A 20,977-nucleotide genomic window follows, 5' to 3' on the forward strand; every position below is an offset into this window, starting at 1 on the left:
GATCGGCGACGACGATGCGCTGGTTCGGCATGATGATGAAGAACACGTTCGCCGTCATGATCGTGGCGGTGAAGGCGCCCAGATGCAGCATGGTGGCGCGGCCGGTGAAGACCTGGTTGTAGCCCCAGCCCATCGCCATCAGCAGCACGAACAACAGCAGCATCAGCAGGGTCGGGGTCTCGCCCAGCTTCGACTTGCACAGGTTCGTGTAGACCAGCCAGCCGATCGACAGCGAACCGGCCGAGATCAGGATCGCCTGCCAGGGCGCCAGCTCCATCTTGGCGGGGTCGATCAGGAACAGCTCGGACCCGACCCAATAGGTGACCATCAGGAGCGCCGCCCCCGAGATCCAGGTCATGTAGCTTTCCCATTTGAACCAGATCAGATGCTCGGGCATGCGCTCGGGCGCGACCAGGTATTTCTGGATGTGGTAGAAGCCGCCGCCATGGACCTGCCACTCCTCGCCATGCGCTCCCGCCGGCAGGCCAGGCACCTTGCGCAGACCCAGGTCGAGGGCGACGAAATAGAAGGACGAGCCGATCCAGCAGATGGCGGTGACGACATGCGTCCAGCGGATGGCAAAGGCCAGCCAATCCCAGATGACGGCGAAATCGGACATACTTTGTCTCCTGTCTAGCTGGCGAAAGACTAGCCGCTTCGCGGGGTTGCGAGTATTCACGCATTTCCCCTTGCTGTCTTAACGGCGCGTTGAAAATCCTTCGCCGGGCCTGGCGGAAATGAAAAGAGGGGGCTTTGCCCCCTCAGGCCCCGGGGGCCTTTCACCCCCAGGGTATTTGGAAAACGGCGAAAAGGCCCGCGGCTCAGCTGCCGCGATAGGTCGAGAACCCATAGGGCGAGATCAGCAGCGGGACGTGGTAATGGTCCTGTTCGGACATGCCGAAGCGTAGCGGCACCTGGTCGAGAAAACGGGGCTTTGCCGCCTGATGGCCGATGCCGTCGAGCCAGGCGCCGACATGGAAGATCAGTTCGTATTCGCCGGTCCGGAATTCCGTCTCGGGCAGGATGGGCTTGTCGGTGCGGCCGTCGTGGTTGGTGACGGTCTCGGCGATCAGCCGGCGCTCGGGATCGAGGCGGTAGAGTTCGATCCGCATGCCTTCTGCGGGCCTGCCGTTGGCGGTGTCGAGCACATGGGTGGTCAGATAGCCGGACATTGTCTTCCTTTCCTTGTCAATCCGCGAGCCGGGCGATGGCGGCGCGGGCCTGTTCGTTCAAGCGATTCGGGTCGGCGGTCAGCAGGTGGTGATCCTGCACCACGGCGCGGCCCTCGACATAGACCGCGCGTGGCCGGATCGGTGCGCAGAAGACCAGTGCTGCGACCGGATCCCATTGACCGGCAGCGGCCAGTTCCGAGACGTCCCAAAGCACCAGGTCGGCGCGTTTTCCGGGCTCCAGCGCGCCGATGTCGCTGCGGCCCAGCACCCGGGCGCCGCCGAGCGTGGCGATTTCCAGCGCCTCGCGGGCGCCAAGCGCCGCCGGGCCGTCCTTGAGCCGCGCGACCAGCATGGCCTGCCGCGCCTCGAGCCCCAGGTGGCTGCAGTCGTTGCTGGCCGAGCCGTCGACGCCGAGGCCGACCGGCACGCCGGCATCGCGCATCCGGCGCACCGGGGCGATGCCCGAGGCGAGCCGGGCGTTCGAGCAGGGGCAATGCGCGACCCCGGTGCCGGTGCGGGCGAAGAGGTCGATTTCCTTCTCGGACAGTTTCACGCAATGCGCGTGCCAGACATCCTCGCCCGTCCAGCCCAGGCTTTCGGCGTAATCGCCGGGGAGCATGCCGAAATTTTCCAGCGAATAGGCGATGTCCTCGTCATTCTCGGCCAGGTGGGTGTGCAGGCGCACACCCTTTTCGCGGGCGAGGATCGCCGCGTCGCGCATGAGTTCCCGGCTGACCGAGAAGGGCGAGCAGGGCGCGAGGCCGACCTGCACCATGGCGCCGGGGCCGGGGTCGTGGAAGGCGGCGACCAGGCGCTCGCTGTCCTTGAGGATCGCGGTCTCATCCTCGACCAGCGCGTCGGGGGGCAGGCCGCCTTTCGACTCGCCGATCGACATGGCGCCGCGGGTGGCGGTGAAGCGGATGCCGATTTCCGCGGCCGCCTCGATGCTGTCGTCGAGCCGCGATCCGTTCGGAAACAGATACAGGTGATCCGACGAGCAGGTGCAGCCCGACAGCGCCAGTTCGGCCAGACCGATCCGGGTGGACAGGTGGATGTCGTCGGGGGTCATGCGGCCCCAGATCGGATAAAGCGTGCGCAGCCAGCCGAACAGCGCCGCGTCCTGCGCCGCCGGGACCGCCCGGGTCAGGGTCTGGAACAGGTGGTGATGGGTGTTGACCAGCCCGGGGGTGACGACGCAGCCCCGCGCCTCGACCACTTCGGCACCCTCGGCCCTTAGGCCGGTGCCGACGGCGGAGATCACTCCGCCGTCGATCAGCACGTCGCCGCCCGCGATCTCGCGCCGGGCGCCGTCCATGGTCACGACCACCTCGGCGCCGCGAATGAGCAGGCGTTTGGTCATCAATGTGCCTCCGCTGCATGGGCGGCCGCGGCGATTTCCTCGTCCGAGGCATGCGGGGCGCCGTTGAAGAACCAGTTCAGCCCGACGGCGGCCAGCGCGGCCAGCAGAATGCCGGAATGGATCAGCGTATGCAGCGAATGCGGCAGCCACTGGTTGAAGTCGGGGGCGATCATCGGCACCATGCCGAGGCCCAGCGAGACGGCGACGATGAACAGGTTGTGCTTGTTGCCCTTGAAATCCACCGTCGACAGGATGCGGATGCCGGTCGCGGCGACCATGCCGAACATCACCAGGCCCGCGCCGCCCAGCACCGTGGTCGGCAGCGACTCGACCAGCGCGCCCATCTTGGGGATCAGGCCCAGCACGATCATGATCGCGCCGCCGGCCACGCAGACGAAGCGCGAGCGCACGCCGGTCACGCCCACCAGCCCGACATTCTGGCTGAAGGAGGTATAGGGGAAGGTGTTGAACAGCCCGCCGATGGCGGTGCCCAGACCATCGACGCGCAGCCCGGCCGACAGCGCCTTGGGCGTCATGCGGCGGCCGCAGATGTCGGAAAGCGCCAGGAACATGCCGGTCGATTCGATCATGGTCACGAACATGACCAGCAGCATGGTCAGGATCATCACCGGGTCAAAGATCGGCATGCCGAAATGCAGGGGCTTGATCGGTGCGAACCAGGCGGCCTCGGCGATGCCGTCGAAATGCATCATGCCAAGCGTCGCGGCCAGCAGCCCGCCGATGACGATGCCCAGAAGCACGGCGATATTGGCCACGAAGCCTTTCGCATAGCGCGCGATCAGCAGGATCGCCGCCAGCACGGTGATGCCGATCAGGATGCGCGGCAGCGAGGCGTATTCGGGATTGGCAAGGGTCGGCATCAGCTTGACGCCCTCGGGCACGCCGCCGGCTGCGATGGCCCCGTCGAGCCAGGCCTGGGCGGCGGGATCGACCAGCTTGGGCGCGGTCGGACCGACCGGCAGGCCGAAGATCCAGTTGATGCCCACCGGCATCAGGCTGACGCCGATCACCAGGATCACCGTGCCGGTGACGACGCTGGGGAAGAAGCGCAGCAGCCGGCTGACCAGCGGCGCGAAGAAGATCGAGATCAGCCCGGCGGCCATGATGGCGCCGAACATCATCCGCGCGCCCTCCTGTCCGGGATTCGCCGAGGCGATGGCGACCATGGGCCCCACGGCCGCGAAGGTGACGCCCATCATCACCGGCAGCTTGATGCCGAACCATTGCGTGGCGCCGAAGCTCTGGATGATGGTGACGATGCCGCAGACGAACAGGTCGGCGGAAATCAGGAAGGCCACGTCCTGCGGCGAAAGCTGCAGGGCGCGGCCGACGATCAGCGGCACCGCGATGGCGCCGGCATACATGACCAGCACATGCTGGAAGCCCAGGGCCAGCAGTCGAGGCGCGGCGATGCGCTCCTCGACCGGGTCGAATCCGGGGCTGGTGTCGATGGCTTGCATTCGTCCTATACCTCCCTAGTTTCAGGACGTTACTTTTTAGATCTCGACTTCGTGCGCCAGTCCTTTCTGTTTTGCGATCTCGAGGACCTTTTGCGCGACGGCCAGATCCTGCAGTCCGACGCCGGTGCCGTCGAACAGCGTGACTTCGGCATCGGCGCGGCCCGGGTCGTCGCCCGCCACCACCGCGCCGAGTTCGCCGACCTGATCCTCGCGGATCAGGCCCGCGGCGATGGCATGCTGGCATTCGCCGATGCTGACCGACTGCGCGACCTCGTCGGTGAAGACGCGGGCGCGCGCGACCAGCGCCGGGTCCAGTTCCTGCTTGCCCTTGGTGTCGGTGCCCATGGCCGCGATATGCGTCGGGCCCTTGACATGCTCGTTCATGAGCAGCGGCGAGAAGGCCGAGGTGATCGAGATGATCACGTCGGCCTCGGCGCCCAGCCGGTCCAGCTCGACCGCCTCGAAGGGCAGGCCCAGATCGGCCGCGGTCTCGGCCAGCCGGCCCAGCATCTCGGGATGCGGGTTCCAGCCGATGACCTTCTCGAACCGGTGCACATTGGCCGCCGCCCGCATCTGGAAGGCGGATTGATGGCCGGCGCCGATCATGCCCAGCACCCGCGCGCCTTTCGGCGCCAGATACTTGATCGACACCGCCGAGGCCGCCGCAGTGCGCAACGCCGTCAGCAGGTTGCCGCCGATGGCCGCCGAGACGCGGCCGGTATCCGGGTCGAACAGAAAGACGGTGGACTGGTGGTTGATCAGCCCATGCTTCTGGTTGTTCGGCCAGTAGCCGCCGGCCTTCAGCCCCAGCACCAGCGCCGAGGCGTCGAAGCCGCCCTTGAAGCCGTAGAGCGCGTCCTCGTGGCCGATGGCCTCGCGCACCACCGGGAAGTTATAGGCCTTGCGCCGGGCCATCGAGGCGAAAACCGCCTCGATGGCCTCGAAGGCCGCCTCCGGGGTCATCAGACCCGCGATTTCCTTTTCCGCGACGACGAACATCAATAGGCCTTTCCGCGCGCCGAGACCGGCCAAACCGTCTCGACCTTGCCGTTCCGGACGCCGACATACCAGTCGTGCACGTTGCAGGTCGGGTCGCAATGGCCCGGCACCAGCCGCAGCTTGTCGTTGACTTTCAAGACGCCGTCCTTGTCCTCGACCACGCCATGCTCGTCGCTGCACTTGATGTATTTCACATCGTCGCGGCCATAGACGAAGGGCAGGCCGCTATCGACCGACTGCGCCTTGAGCCCGGCATCGACCACCGCCAGATGCGGCTTGGCGTGCGACATCACCGAGGTCAGGATGAACAGCGCGTTCTCCCATTCGCCGGCGTCGATGCGCTTGCCCTCGGCATCGTGGATGCGGCCGTAATCGGCATCCATGAAGGCGTAGGAGCCGCATTGCAGCTCGTTGTAGACGCCCGAATTGCTCTCGAAGTAATAGGAGCCGGTGCCGCCGCCAGAAACGAATTCGGGCGAGAGGCCGGCCGCGTCCAGCGCATCGACGGCGTCCTGCACCTGCGCGATGGCGGCGTCCAGCTTGGCCTTGCGGTCGGCGAAGCTGTCCATGTGCTGCATGGCGCCCTGATAGGCCTGGATGCCCTTGAAGGTCAGGTTCGGCGCGGCGGCAGTGGCCTTGGCGATCTCGACCACGGCTTCCTTGGTGGTCACGCCGCAGCGCCCGGCGCCGCAGTCGATCTCGACGAAGATGCCCAGTTCGGTGCCATGGCGCTGCGCCGCGGCCGAGAGATCGGCAATGTTGGCCACATCATCGACGCAGACCGTCACGGTCGCGCCCAGCTTGGGCAGCCGGGCCAGGCGGTCGATCTTGGCCGGCTCGCGCACCTCGTTGGTGACCAGCACGTCCTTGATGCCGCCACGGGCAAAGACCTCGGCCTCGGACACCTTCTGGCAGCAGACGCCGACGGCGCCGCCCAGCGATTCCTGCAGCTTCTGCACGTCCACCGACTTGTGCATCTTGCCGTGGCTGCGGTGGCGCATGCCATGCGCCTTGGCATAGTCGCCCATCTTCCGGATATTGCGCTCCAGCGCGTCCAGGTCGAGGATCAGGCAGGGCGTCTGGATCTCGGCCTCGTCCATGCCGGGCAGGGCGGGGATGTCGTAGCCGACCTCGTAGCCGGAGAAATCCGTTTTCGCGTTCATGGCGCTCTCCTCAAATTCGAATTCAGTTCCAGGGCAGCTTGTCGAGATCGACATTGCCGCCGGTGACGATGATGCCGACGCGCTTGCCGGCGAAGGCGTCGGGGTTCTTCAGGATGGTGGCCAGCGGCACGGCGCTCGAGGGCTCCATCACGATGCGCAGGTGTTTCCAGATCAGCTTCATCGCATCGACGATCTCGGCATCCGAGGCGGTATAGATCTCATGGACGTGGTTCCTGACGAAATGCCAGGTCAGATCCTTCAGCGGCACCAGCAGGCCGTCGGCGATGGTCTTCGGGGCATCGTCGGCGATGATGTGGCCGGCCTTGAAGCTGCGATAGGCGTCGTCGGCCTGCTCGGGCTCGGCGGCGATCACCTTGACCTCGGGCGCCAGCGTCGAAAGCGTCAGGCAGGTGCCCGAGATCATGCCGCCGCCGCCGATCGGCGCGACCATCATGTCGAGCCCGTCGGTCTGCTCCATCACCTCGCGGGCGCAGGTGCCCTGGCCGGCGATCACGCGCGGGTCGTTATAGGGATGGACGAAATCGCCGCCCGTCTCGGCCTGCACCTTGGCGAAGGTTTCCTCGCGCGAGCTGGTCGAGGGCTCGCATTCGGTGATCCTGCCGCCATAGCGGCGCACGGTGTCCTTTTTCGCCTGCGGCGCGGTGCGGGGCATGACCACGTTGCAGGGGATGCCGCGCAGCATGGCCGCGTAGCTGAGGCACGAGGCATGGTTGCCCGAGCTGTGCGTGGCGACGCCCTTGGCCGCCTGCGCCTCGTCAAGGCCGAAGACCGCGTTGGTGGCGCCGCGGACCTTGAAGGCCCCCGGCTCCTGGAAATTCTCGCATTTGAAGAACAGCTGCGCGCCGGCAAGCTCGTTCAGGTAATCCGAGGTGCGGATCGGCGTGCGCCGGATATGCGGCTTGATGCGCTCATGCGCGTCCAGCATGTCCTGATAGGTCGGGATATACATGGCGTCCTTCATCCCTCAGGCGGCCTTTTTCAACGCCGCGGCCGTGGACTGGCGATAGTGTTCCTGCGCGGCGGCGACGCCCGAACCCAGCCGGATCGGCAGGCCCAGATCGGCCATCACCATCTCGGCCGTGGCGATCCCCGACAGCGCCATGGCGTCGGTCAGGCTGCCCAGGTGGCCGATGCGGAACACCTTGCCCGCGACTTCGCCCAGGCCGGTGCCGAAGGCCATGTCATAGGTCTCCAGCGCGTGGCTGACGATCAGGTTGGCGTCGAAACCCTCGGGCACGCGGATGGCGCTGACGCTATCCGAGTAAAGCTCGGGGCGGACGGCGCAGAGCTTCAGCCCCCAGGCCTCGACCGCGGCGCGCACGCCGGAGGCGATGCGGTTGTGGCGGGCGAACACGTTCTCCAGCCCCTCGGACAGCAGCCGCTCGCAGCTGACGTTCAGGCCGTTGATCAAACCGACCGGCGGCGTGTAGGGATAGCCGTTGCGGGCATAGCCGGTCGCCATGTCGCGGATGTCGAAGAAGGTGCGCGGCAGGCGGGCGGTCTCGACCGCCTCCATCGCCTTCTCCGAAAAGCCGGTGATGGCCAGGCCCGGCGGCAGCATGAAGCCCTTCTGGCTGCCGGTGACGGCGATGTCGACGCCCCATTCGTCCATGCGGAAATCCATCGAACCGATCGAGGAAACGCCGTCGACGAACAGCAGCGCCGGGTGCTTGGCATTGTCCAGCGCACGGCGGATGGCGGCGATGTCGGATTTGACGCCGGTCGCGGTCTCGTTATGCGTGGCCAGAACGGCGCGGATCTCGTGACCCTTGTCGGCGGTCAGGATCTCCTCGAACCGGTCGGCCGGGATGCCTTCGCCCCAGGGCGTCTCGACATAGGTGACGTCGAGGCCGTGGCGCTGGCACATGTCGATCCAGCGGTGGCTGAACATGCCGTTGCGGGCCGCGAGCACCTTGTCGCCGGGCGACAGCGTGTTGGTGATCGCGGTTTCCCAGCCGCCAGTGCCGGTCGAAGGGAACAGGAACACCTGCGCCTGCGTGGTCTTGAGGACTTTCTTCACCCCCTCGAGCGCCGGGTGCAGCATGCGGCCGAACACCGGCGAGCGGTGGTCGATGGTCGGCATGTCGACGGCCTTGCGCATCTCCTCGGGGATGTTGGTCGGGCCGGGAATGAAGATCGGGTTCTGGCTGGTCATGGCAATTCCTCCTGCGCTTGTCACCCAGCCTAGGCCTTGCTGTCCATTCGGGCAATTTTTCTGAAAAACATTTCGCAATCGTGGAAAAATGGTATAAAGTGACGAGGAAACAGAGGCTTGTCGTTTTCCAAACCGCAAACATGATTTTCAACAATCTGTAAATATTATAGGAAGGAAAAATTGAATGTCGGTTCAGATCCGCAAAAGGGGCCGACCCAGGGGTCGTGCCGGCGGCCTTGGCGCCGAGGATTCGGGCGGCATCCGGGCGCTGGACCGGGCCCTGGACATCCTCGACCTGATCGCCATGTCGAACGGTTTGACCCTGACCGAGATCGCGCAGCGGCTGGACATGGCGCCGTCGACCGTGCACCGGGTTCTGGTGACGCTGGCGGCGCGCGGCGTGGCGGAAAGCGACAGCCAGAGCCAGGCCTGGCATGTCGGCCCGACGGCTTTCCGCCACGGCTCGGCTTTCATGCGCCGCTCGGGTCTGGTCGAGCGGGCGCGGCCGCTGCTGCGCCAATTGATGGAGGTGACGGGCGAGACGGCGAACCTGGGCATCCTGAACGGCGACGCCGTGCTGTTCCTGAGCCAGGCCGAGACGCATGAGACGATCCGCGCCTTCTTCCCGCCCGGCACCCGTTCGGCCCTGCATGCCTCGGGGATCGGCAAGGCGCTGCTGGCCCATGCCCGGCCCACGGACCTGAAGCGGATGCTGCGAGAAATGCGGCTGGAGCGCTTCACCGACATGACCCTGACCGATCCGCAGGCGCTGCTGGAGGATCTCGGGCAGATCCGCGCCCGCGGCTATTCGCTGGACAACGAGGAGCGGACGCCCGGCATGCGCTGCATCGCCGCGCCGATCTTCGACCTGGCCGGCGAGGCGGCGGCGGGCATTTCGGTCTCGGGCCCGACCCTGCGCATGTCGGATGCGCGGCTGGCGGCCATATCCGATGCGGTGATCGCGGCGGCGCGTGAGCTCTCTTTCGGCATGGCGGCGCGCAAGGAACCGAAAGAATCGTGATCCATTGCAGGATCGAGGCTGAAATTCTTAAAAAACAATGAAAATCCCGGGAATCTCCATGGCGGGCCGCCCCGGACACGGATTCACATCCAGTTCACACCGGCCGGCCTAGCCTGAGCGCCGAAGTCCGCGACTCTATCCTTTCGGGATCAGGCGCGTGTCCCGCAAGGAGCCTTGGCATGGAAGATCACGGTCCCGATTTCGGCCTGGCGCGCGAGCAGCGCGAGCGGCGGGTGTTGCAGGAAAACGGACCGCAAGATCCCGCCGAAGCCCTGGCCAGCGGGATACCGGATGCCTGCGAAACGCCCAGCCATGTCTATGGTGCCTGCAGCGTCGAGACCTATCGCGCCGCCGGGGCGCTGCACGCCGCGCATCGCGATGCCGGCGGCTTTCTGGACGCGGTGGACCGTTTCGCCACCCCGGATTACTGGCGCCGCGACGCCGCGGTGAAGTCCTGGCTGTATGACCGCGCCGAGATGCGGCATGCGCCGGGCCGCGACATGGATTCGGTGCGGGTGTTCTATCATGCCGGCCATGGCCGCGCGGATGATCGCGGCCTGTTCCATCTGCCGCTGGGCGCGCAGTGGACCGGAACCGATGCCTGCCTGAGCGCGGAGCGGATGCGGTTCGGCGATGACGCGCTGCGCTATCTGTTCTGGTCCACCAGCCAGTCGTTGCAGGTCGGCCCCGACCACGATCCGCTGCGCGGCTGGGGGCGGGCGAATGGCGGGCTGCGGATGATCTTCGGCTTCGATTCGATCTGCTGGGATTCCGGCCGCTACGGCCAGAACTTCTGGCAGCATTGGCGGATGGGCAAGTCCTTTTCCCAATCCTGGCTGGATGGCGCCTGGGATGTCGCGCATGACCAGAGCCCGGTGGCCTGCGCCTGCGGCGAAAGCCGCGACGAGGCGCTGGCCACGCTGTTCGGCGAGCGGCGCTTCCGCGTCGCGCGGGCCTCGACCGAATGGTGGGCCTGGCGCTGGCACATGCCGGCGGCGCTTTACCAGCGCGAGCCGGTGCTGCTGCAGCCGCCGGCGGCGTTCTCGGCCGCGCGGCTGGTGCCGGTTTCCGAGGATCTGGGCCTGGCCGCCGAGGTGCTGTCGCGCATCGGTTTCGATCCGGCGCTGCTGCATCGTCAGGCCGAGGGCGCGCTGGCGGTCCGCCACGGCCGCACCCGTTTCCAGCGGCGGATCGACGGCCGCATCCTGCTGGAGCTGGAGCCCGCCACCCCCGGCGGCCAGGTCCGCGCACCGCTGCAGCGCCGGGCGATCCTGGGCCGCGCCCGCAGCGCGCTTCGCCGCTACGGCTTCCTGCAGCCGGGCAGCGAATTGCTGTTCGACCGCATCAGCCTGGCGATGTCTGCCACCGCCAGCCTGCGCCAGCAGCCCGATGCGCCGGTGGAAAGCCTGGACGAGATCATCGTGCAATTCCGCCAGGCGCTTGACGGCATCCCGGTGCTGACCCCGGATGCCGGCAGCCTGCGGCTGGCGATGCGGCCGGACGGCACGGTGTTGCGCATCGAATCCACCCTGCGCCGGATTGCCGAGCGGCAGCCGGCCCGTGCCCATCGCGACGGCCAGCCCGACGATCCGCCGCCGCCGGCGCTGGCCGAGGGCCCGCCCGCGCCGCAGCCGCTGTCGATCCAGCAGGCCCTGGCCCAGCGTTCCGCCCGGCTGATGCGCGACCTGGCGGCGCGCGGCGCGGCGCCGCTGACCCTGCGCATCCTGCCGGGCAGCACCGAAATCGGATACGGAATCCGCAGCAACACCATGCGACTCGTTGCCCGGCAGGGCATCGAGATCGAATGCGTGCGCGGTTTCCGCAAGCGTTACTGGATCCAGTCTGACCTGGGTGACTGAGGATCCGGTAGCCCGGAGGCGGAGGCAGCCGCCTCCGGGCGCAATTCATGGGCGGCCCGGCCGATCGGGTTGGTTAAAGAGGATGGGATGGCGGAGTTTACCCGGGCCGAGATCGTCCGGCGCATCGCGACGATGGGATCCCTGCACCTGGCCGGCTCGGATCTGACCGGGCTGGATCTGTCGGGAATGACCCTGGTGGGGGCGGATCTGTCCTATGCCGACCTGACCGAAGCCGACCTGACCAATGCCCAGCTTTCGGGCGCCAGCCTCTGGTCGGTGCGGGCGGTGGGCGCGCGGTTTCACAAGGCGAACCTGGCCGGTGCCAGCCTGGGCCTTGCCGACCTGACCGGGGCGGACCTGCGCGATGCGGTGCTTGAGCGCGCCGACCTGACCGGGGCGCGGCTGCGCGGCGCCTGGCTGGATGCCATGCAGCGCGCCCTGGCGATCAGCGCGCCGCCCTTGCGCTATCCGGACCAGCGCGAGCGCGCCACCACCTGCATCCTGCACGAGGGGCATCTGGCCACGCTGGTCTCGCTGCGCTGCGGGGACCGGCTGGAGATGCATCTGCAGACCCCGCCCGACGCCCCGGCGCGGCCCGAGATCGTCGCCCGGCTGGAAGGCGAGCCGATCCTGTCCGGGCCGGAACCCTGCGAGCCCTCGTCCGAGGCCATCCGCATCCTGACCTTTCTCGCCGTGGCGCCCGGCCGCGCCCGGCTGGTGCTGGTTCGTGGCGACGACCGGCCGCCGGTCTCGGTCGAGCTGCTGGTCGTGCCCTGAGCGCCCCCGATCGCGGCCCGGCCCCGGGGCCCCGCCGCAATGCGTCAGAGTCCCGAGCGGGTGATTTCCATCAGCCCGGCCATGCGCAGGGTCTTCACCGGATAATCGGGATGCGCCATCAACTCCAGGGTGAAGTCCGGCTCGATGCGGCGCAGATGCCGCAGCGCATCCGCCGCCCCGGCCTCGTCGCCGCGATGATAGCGCAGCGCCGCCAGGAAGCGCAGCGAAGGGCGGTTGTCCGGCGCGAAGGCAAAGGCGGCGGCGGCGGAATTCTCGGCATCGCCCAGCCGACCCAGCCGCACCAGCACCTGCGCCCGGCGCATCAGCCAGCAGGCCGGACCCAGCACCGCCAGCGCCCCGCGCGCGCCGCGCTCGGCCGCCTCCAGCGCCTCCTGGTCGCGGCCCACCTCGGTCAGCGCCTGCGACAGGGCGTGGCAGGCCAATTCGTTGTCGGGGTCGTTGCGGCAGGCGGCCTGTGCCAGTTCCAAGGCCCCCACCGCATCCCGCCGCCACGAGGCCGAAAGCGAGGCCACCGCCAGCACCACCGGGTTGTTCGGTGCCAGCTCGCGCGCGCGGCGGGCGAGATCCTCGGCCTCGTCCGAGCAGCGCCCCGGATCCTCGGTCAGCCGCTCAAGGATCAGCGTGTTGCGCAGATAGGAGCGCAGCGCCAGCCCGACCGCGCTCTGCCGCTCGGGCGGCAGCTCGGCCAGCACCCGGTCGGCCGCCTCCAGCCGCTCGCGCGAATAGCTGAACACGTCCCAGATCGGAAAGGTCAGCCATTTCGCCGAGGCGGTGCGCCGGGCCCGGTCCAGCAGCGCCACGGTGATCTGCGCCACCGCATGGCGCATGGTCGCGGTCTCGTCCGCGGCGCGGATGGTGAAGCGCCGGGTCCAGCCGCGCCGGCCGCTGGGCAGGTCGCGCATCACCACCATCAGCGAACAGTCGATGCCAGCCGAATAGCACAGCGCCACGATCTGGGTGCCCAATTGCGGGGCGGTGTCGATCCGGTCGGCCAGCATCGCCGGGATCATCTCGCAGGCGCGGGCGGCAGCCTCGTTCACGATCATTTCGCCGATCACATGCGCGCGGCTGTCATTGCTTTCGACCGGGTCCAGCGCCACGACATAGCCGCTCGGCAGCGGCTCGGCGGCGGGACGCAGCAGGGTGCCACCTTCCGGGCGCAACCGCGGCCCGTCGCATTCCGGCATCAGCCGCAGCCGCATGTCGCGCAGCCAGGTTTCAAACTCCGGGTCGGGAATGTCGATGTCGGCGGCGAATTCCAACGGCGTGCCGCCAGCGTCATAGACCGGCGTCAGGTCGATGCGCAGCCGGTCGGGATCAAGCCCGACCCAGCCCACGCCGGTCAGCAATATGTCTCTTTCGTCTCCCATCCGGCCGCGCAGCTCGCGCAGCATCTGCCGCAGGCTGTCCGAGCCCTGCTGCTTGCCACGCTCGCTCCACAGCAGGTCTTGCAGCCGCGCCCGGCTCAGTCGCAGATCCGGCGCCGTGCCAAGCAAGGTCAGGGCACCACGCGCTTTCTGGCTGCGCGGCGTCAACTCGTTACCAGTCGCGCCACGCAGGCGCACAGAACCCATCAGACTCAGCGTAGCAGGCATGACGACTCGCCGCTTGGCTTCGGGTTGGTCGATTATTAACCATTATTGCTCAACCTCCCGCGAAACAACAGAAACACGCGTCGCCGGATGGCGGGGCAGGGACCGGCACCGCGTTCGCGGGAAACGCCGCCGGATCGCAGCCGATCATTGCCTGTTTGCCCCGCCTGCGCTATCGGGGCGTCAAAGCAAAGGGGACCCCAAGATGACCGAGCGCAATAGCGGCCTGTCCTATGCCGAGGCCGGAGTGGATATCGACGCGGGCAATGCGCTGGTCGAAAGGATCAAGCCTGCCGCCGCCGCAACCCGGCGTCCGGGTGTGATGGAGGGCCTGGGCGGCTTCGGCGCGCTTTTCGATCCGCGCGCCGCCGGCTATCAGGATCCGGTGCTGGTGGCGGCGACCGATGGCGTCGGCACCAAGCTGCGCATCGGCATCGACACGGGCGAACTCGACGGGCTGGGCATCGACCTGGTGGCGATGTGCGTGAACGATCTGGTCTGCCAAGGCGCCGAACCGCTGTTCTTCCTCGACTATTTCGCCACCGGCAAACTGTCGGTCGATGAGGCCGCCCGCGTCATCGCCGGCATTGCCGAGGGCTGCCGGCGCTCCGGCTGCGCCCTGATCGGCGGCGAGACGGCCGAGATGCCGGGCATGTATGCGCGGGGCGATTTCGACCTTGCCGGCTTCGCCGTCGGTGCGATGGAACGCGGCGCCGCCCTGCCGGCCGGGGTGACGGATGGCGACGTGCTGCTGGGCCTTGCCTCGGACGGCGTGCATTCCAACGGCTTCTCGCTGGTGCGCAAGGTCGCCGACCATGCCGGCCTCGGCTGGGATTCGCCCGCGCCTTTCGGCAGCGGCACGCTGGGCCAGGCGCTGCTGGTGCCGACCCGGCTCTATGTCAAGCCGGTGCTGGCGGCGATCCGGGCCGGCGGCGTGCATGCCGCAGCGCATATCACCGGCGGCGGCATCACCGAGAACCTGCCCCGCGTCCTGCCCAAGGGACTCGGCGCCGAGGTCGATCTGGACAGTTTCAGCCTGCCGCCGGTCTTTGACTGGCTGGCCGAGGCCGGCGGCATCGCCGAGGCCGAGATGCTCAAGACCTTCAACGCCGGCATCGGCATGGTCCTGGCCGTCGCCGCCGAACGCGCCGCCGAACTGGAGACGCTGTTGATGGGACAGGGCGAGACGGTGGTCCGCCTGGGCCATGTGACCCCGGGCGAGGGCGTGCGCTACAGCGGCCGGCTGCGGTGAAGCGGGTCGCCATCCTGATCTCGGGCGGCGGCTCGAACATGGTGAAGCTGGTCGAGTCGATGACCGGCGACCACCCGGGCCGCGCGGTGATCGTCGGCTCGAACGACCCGCAGGCCGCGGGCCTGGCCCGGGCCGCGGCCCTGGGCGTGCCGACCTTCGCCGTGGACCATCGCCATTACCGGGGCGACCGCCCGGCGTTCGAGGCGGCGCTGCTCGAACCCTTGCTGGCGGCGCAGCCCGACATCCTCTGCCTCGCCGGCTTCATGCGCATCCTGACGCCGGGTTTCGTGCAGCGCTTCCGGGGCCGGATGCTGAACATCCACCCATCTCTGCTGCCGAAATATCCCGGCCTGCACACGCATCGGCGCGCCATTGATGCCGGCGATGCCGAGGCCGGTGCCACCGTCCACCTGGTCACGCCCGAACTCGACGCCGGCCCGATCCTCGGCCAGGCCCGCGTCCCGGTGCTGCCCGGCGACACGGCCGAAACCCTGGCCGCCCGGGTGCTGGTGCAGGAGCACCGGCTCTATCCCGCGGTGCTGCGCCGCTTCGCCCAGGGCGACCAGACCCCGATCACCCTGACCGCGGCCTGAAAATAAAGGCGCCAATCCGCGCCTTTCGCCGTTTTCCAAATACCCTGGGGGTGCGGGGGCAACGCCCCCGCGCTGCAAAAGCTCCGTGCTACTTCTCGGGCACCAGCCCGCGCGGCGCGAAGCGCAGCACCAGCAGCAACACCAGACCCAGGGCGATGAAGCGCATATGCGGCGCACTGCCCAGCATGTGGCTGCGGAACGCGCCTTCGGGCAGCGGCAGGGTGATCAGCCGCATCAGCTCGGGGCCCCAGACCTCGGCCTTGATCCACAGGAACCAGATCAGGATCGCGCCCAGCACCGCGCCCCAGTTGTTGCCCGAGCCGCCGACGATCACCATGACCCAGATCAGGAAGGTATAGCGCAGCGGGTTGAAGCTGTTGGGCGACAGCAGCCCGTCCAGGGTGACCATCATCGCCCCGGCCAGGCCGATCACCGCGCTGCCGATGACGAAGATCTGCAGGTGCCGCCGGGTGACGTTCTTGCCCATGGCGCCGGCCGCGGTCTCGTTGTCGCGGATGGCGCGCATCATCCGGCCCCAGGGCGATTTCAGCGCCAGCTCGGCCAGCAGGATCAGCGCCAGCAGCACTGCGGTGAACAGCCCGGCATAAAGCAGCTTGACCCAGATCCCCGAGGCCAGCCCCGGGCTCAGCCCCCATTCGGCGGCCAGCGCCACGAAGCCGGGATCGGCCTGCAGGTTCACCTCGTAGGGCACCGGGCGCGGGATGCCCGACATGTTCTTGACCCCGCGCGACAGCCATTCCTCGTTGCGCATCACCGCGACGATGATCTCGCCGATGCCCAGGGTGGCGATGGCGAGATAGTCCGAGCGCAGCCCCAGCGCCACCTTGCCGACGCCCCAGGCCGCGGCCGCCGCCATCAGCGCCCCGACCGGCCAGGACAGCAGCACCGGCCAGCCGAGCCCGCCGATATTGCCCGCCGCGGCGGAATTGTTGGCCTCGATCGCGGCGACGGCCGGATCGAACAGGTAACGGTAGAGCACGAAGCCGAAGCCCAGCACGGCGATCAGCGCCAGCACCCGCAGCCGGCCCGGCACCCGCCTCCAGACCTGCGCCGCCAGCACCAGCGTGCCCAGGCCCACGGCCAGCGCCAGGATCACCCGCGGCCCGCCCGCCGCCCAGGCACCCTGCACCGGTGGGGTCGAGACCAGCACCGGCGCCAGCCCCCCCAGCGCCAGGAAGCCCACGACCCCGGCGTTGAACAGGCCGGCATAGCCCCATTGCATGTTGACCCCCAGCGCCATGATGGCCGAGATCAGCCCCATGTTCAGGATGCCGAGCGCGGTGTTCCAACTGCCCGAGAACAGCGCGTTGCGGAAGGTTCCCTCGGCCAGGAACAGCGCGGCCAGCACCAGAAACAGCACCGGCGCGCGCCAGGCGCTGTGGGCTTCGGCTTGACGTGTATTCGACATGATGAAGCCCCCCTCAGATGGTTTTGCCACGGAACAGGCCGGTCGGCCGGAACAGCAGCACCACGATCAGGATCACGAAGCTGACCGCGAATTTGTATTCGGTCGAGAGCAGTTGCAACATGCCCTCGGACTGGAAGCCCAGATAGGCGGCGATCTTCTTCCAGGGATAGGTCACCGCCACCTCGGAAAAGGCGACGATAAAGCCGCCCGCGACCGCGCCCAGCGGATTGCCCAGCCCCCCCACGATGGCGGCGGCGAAGATCGGCAGCAGGATCTGGAAATAGTTGAAGGCCTTGAAGCTCTTGTCGAGCCCGTAAAGCGTGCCGGCCGTCACCGCCAGCGCCGTGGCGATGATCCAGGTCAGCCGCACCACCCGCTCGGGGTCGATGCCGGAGAGCAGCGCCAGATCCTCGTTGTCGGAATAGGCCCGCATCGCCTTGCCGGCGCGCGAGCGGCTCAGGAAGCGGAACAGCGCCCAGCAGGCCAGCACGGTGACGACCAGCGTGATGGCCTGGCTGACACGCAGCGCCAAGCCTTCGTTGAGCCCGGTCCAGGCCTTGAACTGCTGCACCGTGATCAGGAAGCGGGCGCCGTCGTCGAAGCGGATCTCGTCCACGCCGATCACCAGGCGGGTCAACCCGTTCATGATGAACATGACCCCGACCGAGGCCATGACCAGGATGATCGGGGCCGAGCGTTTCCGGCGATAGAACCGATAGACCACCCGGTCGGTGCCCAGCACGAAGACCGAACACAGCGCGATGCCGATGGGCAGCGCCAGAAGCGCGGTCGGCACCGGACCCAGGTCGATGCCGATGGCCTGCAGCCCCCAGGTCACCAGGATCACCAGCGCCGTGCCGAAGGCCATGGTGTCGCCATGGGCGAAGTTGGAAAAGCGCAGGATGCCATAGATCAGCGTCACCCCCAGCGCGCCAAGCGCCAGCTGCGCGCCGTAGGAGGCGGCGGGAATGACCACGAAGTTCAGCACGGCCACCAGGGCGTTCAGGATGTCCATGGTCAGCCCCCCAGAAAGGTGCGGCGGACCTCGGGATCGGCAAGAAGCGCCTGTCCGCTGTCCGTGTAACGGTTGGCGCCCTGCACCAGCACATAACCGATATCGGCGATCTCCAGCGCCTGCCGGGCATTCTGCTCGACCATCAGGATGGAGATGCCGGTGCGGGCGACCTCGATGATGCGGTCGAAAAGCTCGTCCATGACGATGGGCGACACGCCCGCCGTGGGCTCGTCCAGCATCAGCAGGCTGGGCTTGGTCATCAGCGCCCGGCCGACCGCGACCTGCTGGCGCTGGCCGCCCGACAGCTCGCCGGCGTTCTGGCGGCGCTTGTCGGCGACGGCCGGGAACAGTTCATAGACCTGGGCCAGCGTATCGCGATAGTCGTCGGTGCGGATATAGGCGCCCATCTCCAGGTTCTCCTCGACCGTCATGGTCGGGAAGATGTTGTGGGTCTGGGGCACGAAGCCCATGCCCTTGCGCACCCGTTCCTGCGGGGTCAGCGCGGTGATGTCCTCGCCGCCCAGGGTCACGCTGCCCTCGCGCAGGTTCAGCATGCCGAAAACCGCCTTCATCGCGGTGGATTTGCCGGCGCCGTTCGGCCCGACGATCACCGCGATCTGGCCCTTGTCCACGGTCAGGGTGCAGCCGTTCAGGATGTCGGCCTTGCCATACCCGCCGCGCATGTCGGTGGCAGAGAGATAGGGTCGCGTCATTACAGCCCCCCCGCCGGCTTGCCATCGCCGCCCTGGCCGGCCTCGGCCCCCAGGCCGGGCTGGGCGCCATGGCTTTCGCCAAAGGCGCTTTCCTCGGCGACCTCGGCCGCCACCTTGTTCTTCAGGCCGGTGCCCAGATAGGCCTCGATCACGGCCTCGTTCTTCATGATGCTGTCGGCCGAGCCCTCGGCCAGCACCTTGCCCTGGGCCATGACGATCACCGGATCGCAAAGCCGGCCGATGAAATCCATGTCATGCTCGATGACGCAGAAGGTATAGCCGCGCTCCTTGTTCAGCCGCACGATGGCATCGCCGATGGTGCCCAGCAGCGTGCGGTTCACGCCGGCGCCGACCTCGTCCAGGAACACGACCTTTGCGTCCACCATCATGGTGCGGCCCAGTTCCAGAAGCTTCTTCTGCCCGCCGGACAGGTTGCCGGCCTTTTCATCGGCGACATGGGAAATTGTCAGGAATTCAAGCACCTCGTCGGCTTTCCTGCGCAACGCCCGCTCTTCCTCGCGGATGCGGCCGCGACGGAACCAGGTGTTGACCAGCGTTTCGCCGCATTGCCCGCCGGGAACCATCATCAGGTTCTCGCGCACCGTCATCGAGGAAAACTCATGCGCCAGTTGGAAGGTGCGCAGCAGGCCCTTGTGGAACAGTTCGTGCGGCGGCAGGCCGGTGATGTCCTCGCCCGCCATGGTCACGCGGCCGGCGGTCGGTTTCAAAACACCGGCGATCACGTTGAAAAGGGTGGATTTTCCGGCGCCGTTCGGGCCGATCAGCCCGGTGATCGAGCCGGTCTCGATGGTCAGGCTGGCGCCGTCCACGGCGCGGAAGCCCCCGAAATGTCGGTGCAGGTCATGGACCTGAATCATGTTGCTCCCCAGCTTCATGCCTTGCATGAAGATTTCCCATTAAGGGATTGTTGTATTTTGAAGAAGGGGCCCGGATTTCACCGGACCCCCTCGCGATAGCCTGCCGTTCAGCGGAAGCCGACCACGTTGAGCTTGCCGCCCTTGAAGTCCACCTCGCGATAGACGCCGGCGCTTTCGCCCGGCTCGACCAGCTCGACCGAGGTGGCGCCGACATAGTCGATATCGGTGCCGGCCGCGAGCAGCTCCAGCCCCTTGGCCAGCTCGCCCGGATAGATCTTCTCACCCGGCGCGTTGGCGATCTCCATCACCTTGTCCTTGTAGACCTTGGGGTCCGAGGATTTGGCGGCCTGCATGGCCAGCAGCATCAGCGAGGCGGCGTCATAGGATTCGCCGGCATAGGCCGAGGTGCCGTCGAAGCCCGCCGCCTTCGCCAGTTCGGCGAACTTGTCATGGCCTTCGCCCTCGGCCGAGGGGTTCTGGCCGAACGTGGTTTCCAGCTGGGCGCCGAACTTCTCGACCAGCACGTTGTTGACCATGCCGTCGGGCAGCACGAAGGTGTCGAAGGCGCCGGTGTCGAGCGCGCCCTGGATCACGCCCGAGCCGCCCTGATCGGCATAGCCGGCCACGACCAGCGCATCGCCGCCGGCGGCGGCCAGCGCCGCGACCTCGGCGGAATAGTCGGCCTTGCCATCGTCATGCGCCGATACCACGGTCACGGTGCCGCCCTTGGCCTTGAAGGCCTCGGCGAAGCTGTCGGCCAGCCCCTTGCCGTAATCGTTGTTGGTATAGGTCACTGCCACCGACTTGATGCCGCGCTCCAGCACGATGTCGGCCATCACTTCGCCCTGGCGCGCGTCCGAGGGCGAGGTGCGGAAGAAGAAGCCCTTGTCGTCGATGGTCGAAAGCGCCGGCGAGGTGGCCGAGGGCGAGATCATCACCACGCCCTGCGGCACGCCGACCTGCTCCAGCGAGGCGATGGTCTCGCCCGAGCACATGCCGCCCATGACGCCCTTGACGCCCTCGGCGGTGACCAGTCGGGTGACAGCGGCGACCGAGGCGGCCGCGTCGGTGCAGGTGTTGTCGGCGACCACCGGGGTCACGGTCGAGCCGTCCAGCAGCTTGCCGCTGTCGCTCACTTCCTTCATCGCCAGCTCCGCGCCCTTCTGCATGGCGGGCGAGATCGACTCCAGCGGCCCGGTCAGGCCCAGCGAGATGCCCATCTTGATCTCCTCGGCACCTGCGGCGCCGGCAAGCAAGGCTCCGGCGGCACTGGCAAGAAGAAGCTTTTTCATTCCTAGTCTCCCTGAGTGGAACGTTGTCCTGTCAGACAGGTTATAAGCGCGCCGTCAAAAAGAAAAGCGGCTTGGAGACTGCACATTGCGGCAGATCGCGCGGTTGAAGCCGCGCATCTGCCGTCCCCCTACCGGCCGGCGGCTTCCCTTTGCCGATAGGGTGTGCTGCCGAAGGTTGCGCGGT

19 protein-coding genes are annotated in these 20,977 nt (G+C 67.6%); 5 read left to right on the forward strand and 14 right to left on the reverse strand.

The window, feature by feature from the left end; all coding sequences use genetic code 11:
- The 8 genes from ACFOMP_RS04765 to bhcA all read right to left on the reverse strand — a co-directional run.
- The coding region (locus tag ACFOMP_RS04765) for a urate hydroxylase PuuD (protein ID WP_379028256.1) at positions 1-619 on the reverse strand (619 nt) is incomplete at its 3' end.
- A gap of 202 nt (positions 620-821) precedes the next feature.
- Positions 822-1,172 carry a hydroxyisourate hydrolase gene (uraH, locus tag ACFOMP_RS04770; RefSeq protein ID WP_019352092.1) on the reverse strand — a complete coding sequence of 117 codons (351 nt, stop codon included), beginning with the start codon at positions 1,170-1,172 and terminating at the stop codon, positions 822-824.
- Between the two features lie 16 nt (positions 1,173-1,188).
- On the reverse strand, positions 1,189-2,532 hold the full coding sequence (locus ACFOMP_RS04775) for an 8-oxoguanine deaminase (RefSeq protein WP_379028220.1): 1,344 nt from the start codon (positions 2,530-2,532) through the stop codon (positions 1,189-1,191).
- A complete protein-coding gene (locus ACFOMP_RS04780) occupies positions 2,532-4,013 on the reverse strand; it encodes a nucleobase:cation symporter-2 family protein (RefSeq protein ID WP_379028222.1) in 1,482 nt (493 codons plus the stop codon). Before ACFOMP_RS04780 ends, ACFOMP_RS04775 begins: the two co-directional genes overlap by 1 nt.
- 36 nt (positions 4,014-4,049) lie before the next feature.
- The gene (bhcD, locus tag ACFOMP_RS04785) at positions 4,050-5,012 is read right to left on the reverse strand and encodes an iminosuccinate reductase BhcD (RefSeq protein WP_289893705.1); all 963 of its coding nucleotides are present in this window, start codon (positions 5,010-5,012) and stop codon (positions 4,050-4,052) included.
- Positions 5,012-6,175 carry a 3-hydroxy-D-aspartate aldolase BhcC gene (gene bhcC, locus ACFOMP_RS04790; protein WP_379028224.1) on the reverse strand — a complete coding sequence of 388 codons (1,164 nt, stop codon included), beginning with the start codon at positions 6,173-6,175 and terminating at the stop codon, positions 5,012-5,014. The genes bhcD and bhcC overlap by 1 nt, the downstream gene beginning before the upstream one ends.
- Positions 6,176-6,197: 22 nt before the next feature.
- On the reverse strand, positions 6,198-7,157 hold the full coding sequence (bhcB, locus tag ACFOMP_RS04795; protein ID WP_379028226.1) for a beta-hydroxyaspartate dehydratase BhcB: 960 nt from the start codon (positions 7,155-7,157) through the stop codon (positions 6,198-6,200).
- Between the two features lie 3 nt (positions 7,158-7,160).
- Entirely contained in the window at positions 7,161-8,351 is a 1,191-nt protein-coding gene (gene bhcA, locus ACFOMP_RS04800) for an L-aspartate--glyoxylate aminotransferase BhcA (protein WP_379028228.1), read from the reverse strand.
- Between the two features lie 184 nt (positions 8,352-8,535).
- Between bhcA and bhcR the strand changes: the two genes are divergently transcribed.
- From bhcR to ACFOMP_RS04815, 3 genes are all read left to right on the forward strand, one after another.
- The gene (bhcR, locus tag ACFOMP_RS04805) at positions 8,536-9,372 is read left to right on the forward strand and encodes an HTH-type transcriptional regulator BhcR (protein ID WP_379028230.1); all 837 of its coding nucleotides are present in this window, start codon (positions 8,536-8,538) and stop codon (positions 9,370-9,372) included.
- A 179-nt stretch (positions 9,373-9,551) separates the two neighbouring features.
- The gene (locus tag ACFOMP_RS04810) at positions 9,552-11,231 is read left to right on the forward strand and encodes a DUF6345 domain-containing protein (RefSeq protein ID WP_379028232.1); all 1,680 of its coding nucleotides are present in this window, start codon (positions 9,552-9,554) and stop codon (positions 11,229-11,231) included.
- An 87-nt stretch (positions 11,232-11,318) separates the two neighbouring features.
- Entirely contained in the window at positions 11,319-12,008 is a 690-nt protein-coding gene (locus tag ACFOMP_RS04815; RefSeq protein WP_379028234.1) for a pentapeptide repeat-containing protein, read from the forward strand.
- A 44-nt stretch (positions 12,009-12,052) separates the two neighbouring features.
- Here the strand turns inward: ACFOMP_RS04815 and ACFOMP_RS04820 are convergent, their stop codons facing one another.
- A complete protein-coding gene (locus tag ACFOMP_RS04820) occupies positions 12,053-13,603 on the reverse strand; it encodes an SARP family transcriptional regulator (RefSeq protein ID WP_379028236.1) in 1,551 nt (516 codons plus the stop codon).
- Positions 13,604-13,826: 223 nt separating this feature from the next.
- On the opposite strand from ACFOMP_RS04820, the gene purM reads away from it, so the two are divergent.
- Positions 13,827-14,873 (forward strand): phosphoribosylformylglycinamidine cyclo-ligase, encoded by a 1,047-nt coding sequence (gene purM, locus ACFOMP_RS04825; RefSeq protein ID WP_379028238.1) that lies wholly within the window; start codon positions 13,827-13,829, stop codon positions 14,871-14,873.
- The gene (gene purN / locus ACFOMP_RS04830; protein ID WP_379028240.1) at positions 14,870-15,466 is read left to right on the forward strand and encodes a phosphoribosylglycinamide formyltransferase; all 597 of its coding nucleotides are present in this window, start codon (positions 14,870-14,872) and stop codon (positions 15,464-15,466) included. The genes purM and purN overlap by 4 nt, the downstream gene beginning before the upstream one ends.
- Positions 15,467-15,554: 88 nt before the next feature.
- Here the strand turns inward: purN and ACFOMP_RS04835 are convergent, their stop codons facing one another.
- The 5 genes from ACFOMP_RS04835 to ACFOMP_RS04855 form a co-directional block, all read right to left on the reverse strand.
- The gene (locus ACFOMP_RS04835) at positions 15,555-16,895 is read right to left on the reverse strand and encodes a branched-chain amino acid ABC transporter permease (RefSeq protein WP_379028242.1); all 1,341 of its coding nucleotides are present in this window, start codon (positions 16,893-16,895) and stop codon (positions 15,555-15,557) included.
- Between the two features lie 13 nt (positions 16,896-16,908).
- A complete protein-coding gene (locus ACFOMP_RS04840; RefSeq protein WP_379028244.1) occupies positions 16,909-17,910 on the reverse strand; it encodes a branched-chain amino acid ABC transporter permease in 1,002 nt (333 codons plus the stop codon).
- A 2-nt stretch (positions 17,911-17,912) separates the two neighbouring features.
- The gene (locus ACFOMP_RS04845; RefSeq protein ID WP_379028246.1) at positions 17,913-18,623 is read right to left on the reverse strand and encodes an ABC transporter ATP-binding protein; all 711 of its coding nucleotides are present in this window, start codon (positions 18,621-18,623) and stop codon (positions 17,913-17,915) included.
- Positions 18,623-19,501: an ABC transporter ATP-binding protein gene (locus tag ACFOMP_RS04850; RefSeq protein ID WP_379028248.1), complete on the reverse strand. Its 879-nt coding sequence runs from the start codon at positions 19,499-19,501 to the stop codon at positions 18,623-18,625. The genes ACFOMP_RS04845 and ACFOMP_RS04850 overlap by 1 nt, the downstream gene beginning before the upstream one ends.
- Positions 19,502-19,608: 107 nt before the next feature.
- Complete coding sequence (locus tag ACFOMP_RS04855) at positions 19,609-20,793, reverse strand: ABC transporter substrate-binding protein (RefSeq protein ID WP_379028250.1); 1,185 nt, start codon at positions 20,791-20,793, stop codon at positions 19,609-19,611.
- Positions 20,794-20,977 lie beyond the last annotated feature (184 nt).

It is taken from the genome of Paracoccus simplex, assembly GCF_042648325.1.
Classification (GTDB): Bacteria; Pseudomonadota; Alphaproteobacteria; order Rhodobacterales; family Rhodobacteraceae; genus Paracoccus; species Paracoccus simplex.

Coding starts and splice junctions, on each gene's coding strand:
- ACFOMP_RS04820 (WP_379028236.1), bottom strand. CDS start 13,603: ATGGGTTCTGTGCGCCTGCGTGGCGCGACTGGTAACGAGTTGACGCCG.
- bhcB (WP_379028226.1), bottom strand. CDS start 7,157: ATGAAGGACGCCATGTATATCCCGACCTATCAGGACATGCTGGACGCG.
- ACFOMP_RS04835 (WP_379028242.1), bottom strand. CDS start 16,895: ATGTCGAATACACGTCAAGCCGAAGCCCACAGCGCCTGGCGCGCGCCG.
- ACFOMP_RS04815 (WP_379028234.1), top strand. CDS start 11,319: ATGGCGGAGTTTACCCGGGCCGAGATCGTCCGGCGCATCGCGACGATG.
- ACFOMP_RS04850 (WP_379028248.1), bottom strand. CDS start 19,501: ATGATTCAGGTCCATGACCTGCACCGACATTTCGGGGGCTTCCGCGCC.
- bhcC (WP_379028224.1), bottom strand. CDS start 6,175: ATGAACGCGAAAACGGATTTCTCCGGCTACGAGGTCGGCTACGACATC.
- bhcA (WP_379028228.1), bottom strand. CDS start 8,351: ATGACCAGCCAGAACCCGATCTTCATTCCCGGCCCGACCAACATCCCC.
- bhcR (WP_379028230.1), top strand. CDS start 8,536: ATGTCGGTTCAGATCCGCAAAAGGGGCCGACCCAGGGGTCGTGCCGGC.
- ACFOMP_RS04775 (WP_379028220.1), bottom strand. CDS start 2,532: ATGACCAAACGCCTGCTCATTCGCGGCGCCGAGGTGGTCGTGACCATG.
- ACFOMP_RS04810 (WP_379028232.1), top strand. CDS start 9,552: ATGGAAGATCACGGTCCCGATTTCGGCCTGGCGCGCGAGCAGCGCGAG.
- uraH (WP_019352092.1), bottom strand. CDS start 1,172: ATGTCCGGCTATCTGACCACCCATGTGCTCGACACCGCCAACGGCAGG.
- ACFOMP_RS04840 (WP_379028244.1), bottom strand. CDS start 17,910: ATGGACATCCTGAACGCCCTGGTGGCCGTGCTGAACTTCGTGGTCATT.
- purM (WP_379028238.1), top strand. CDS start 13,827: ATGACCGAGCGCAATAGCGGCCTGTCCTATGCCGAGGCCGGAGTGGAT.
- bhcD (WP_289893705.1), bottom strand. CDS start 5,012: ATGTTCGTCGTCGCGGAAAAGGAAATCGCGGGTCTGATGACCCCGGAG.
- ACFOMP_RS04855 (WP_379028250.1), bottom strand. CDS start 20,793: ATGAAAAAGCTTCTTCTTGCCAGTGCCGCCGGAGCCTTGCTTGCCGGC.
- ACFOMP_RS04845 (WP_379028246.1), bottom strand. CDS start 18,623: ATGACGCGACCCTATCTCTCTGCCACCGACATGCGCGGCGGGTATGGC.
- ACFOMP_RS04780 (WP_379028222.1), bottom strand. CDS start 4,013: ATGCAAGCCATCGACACCAGCCCCGGATTCGACCCGGTCGAGGAGCGC.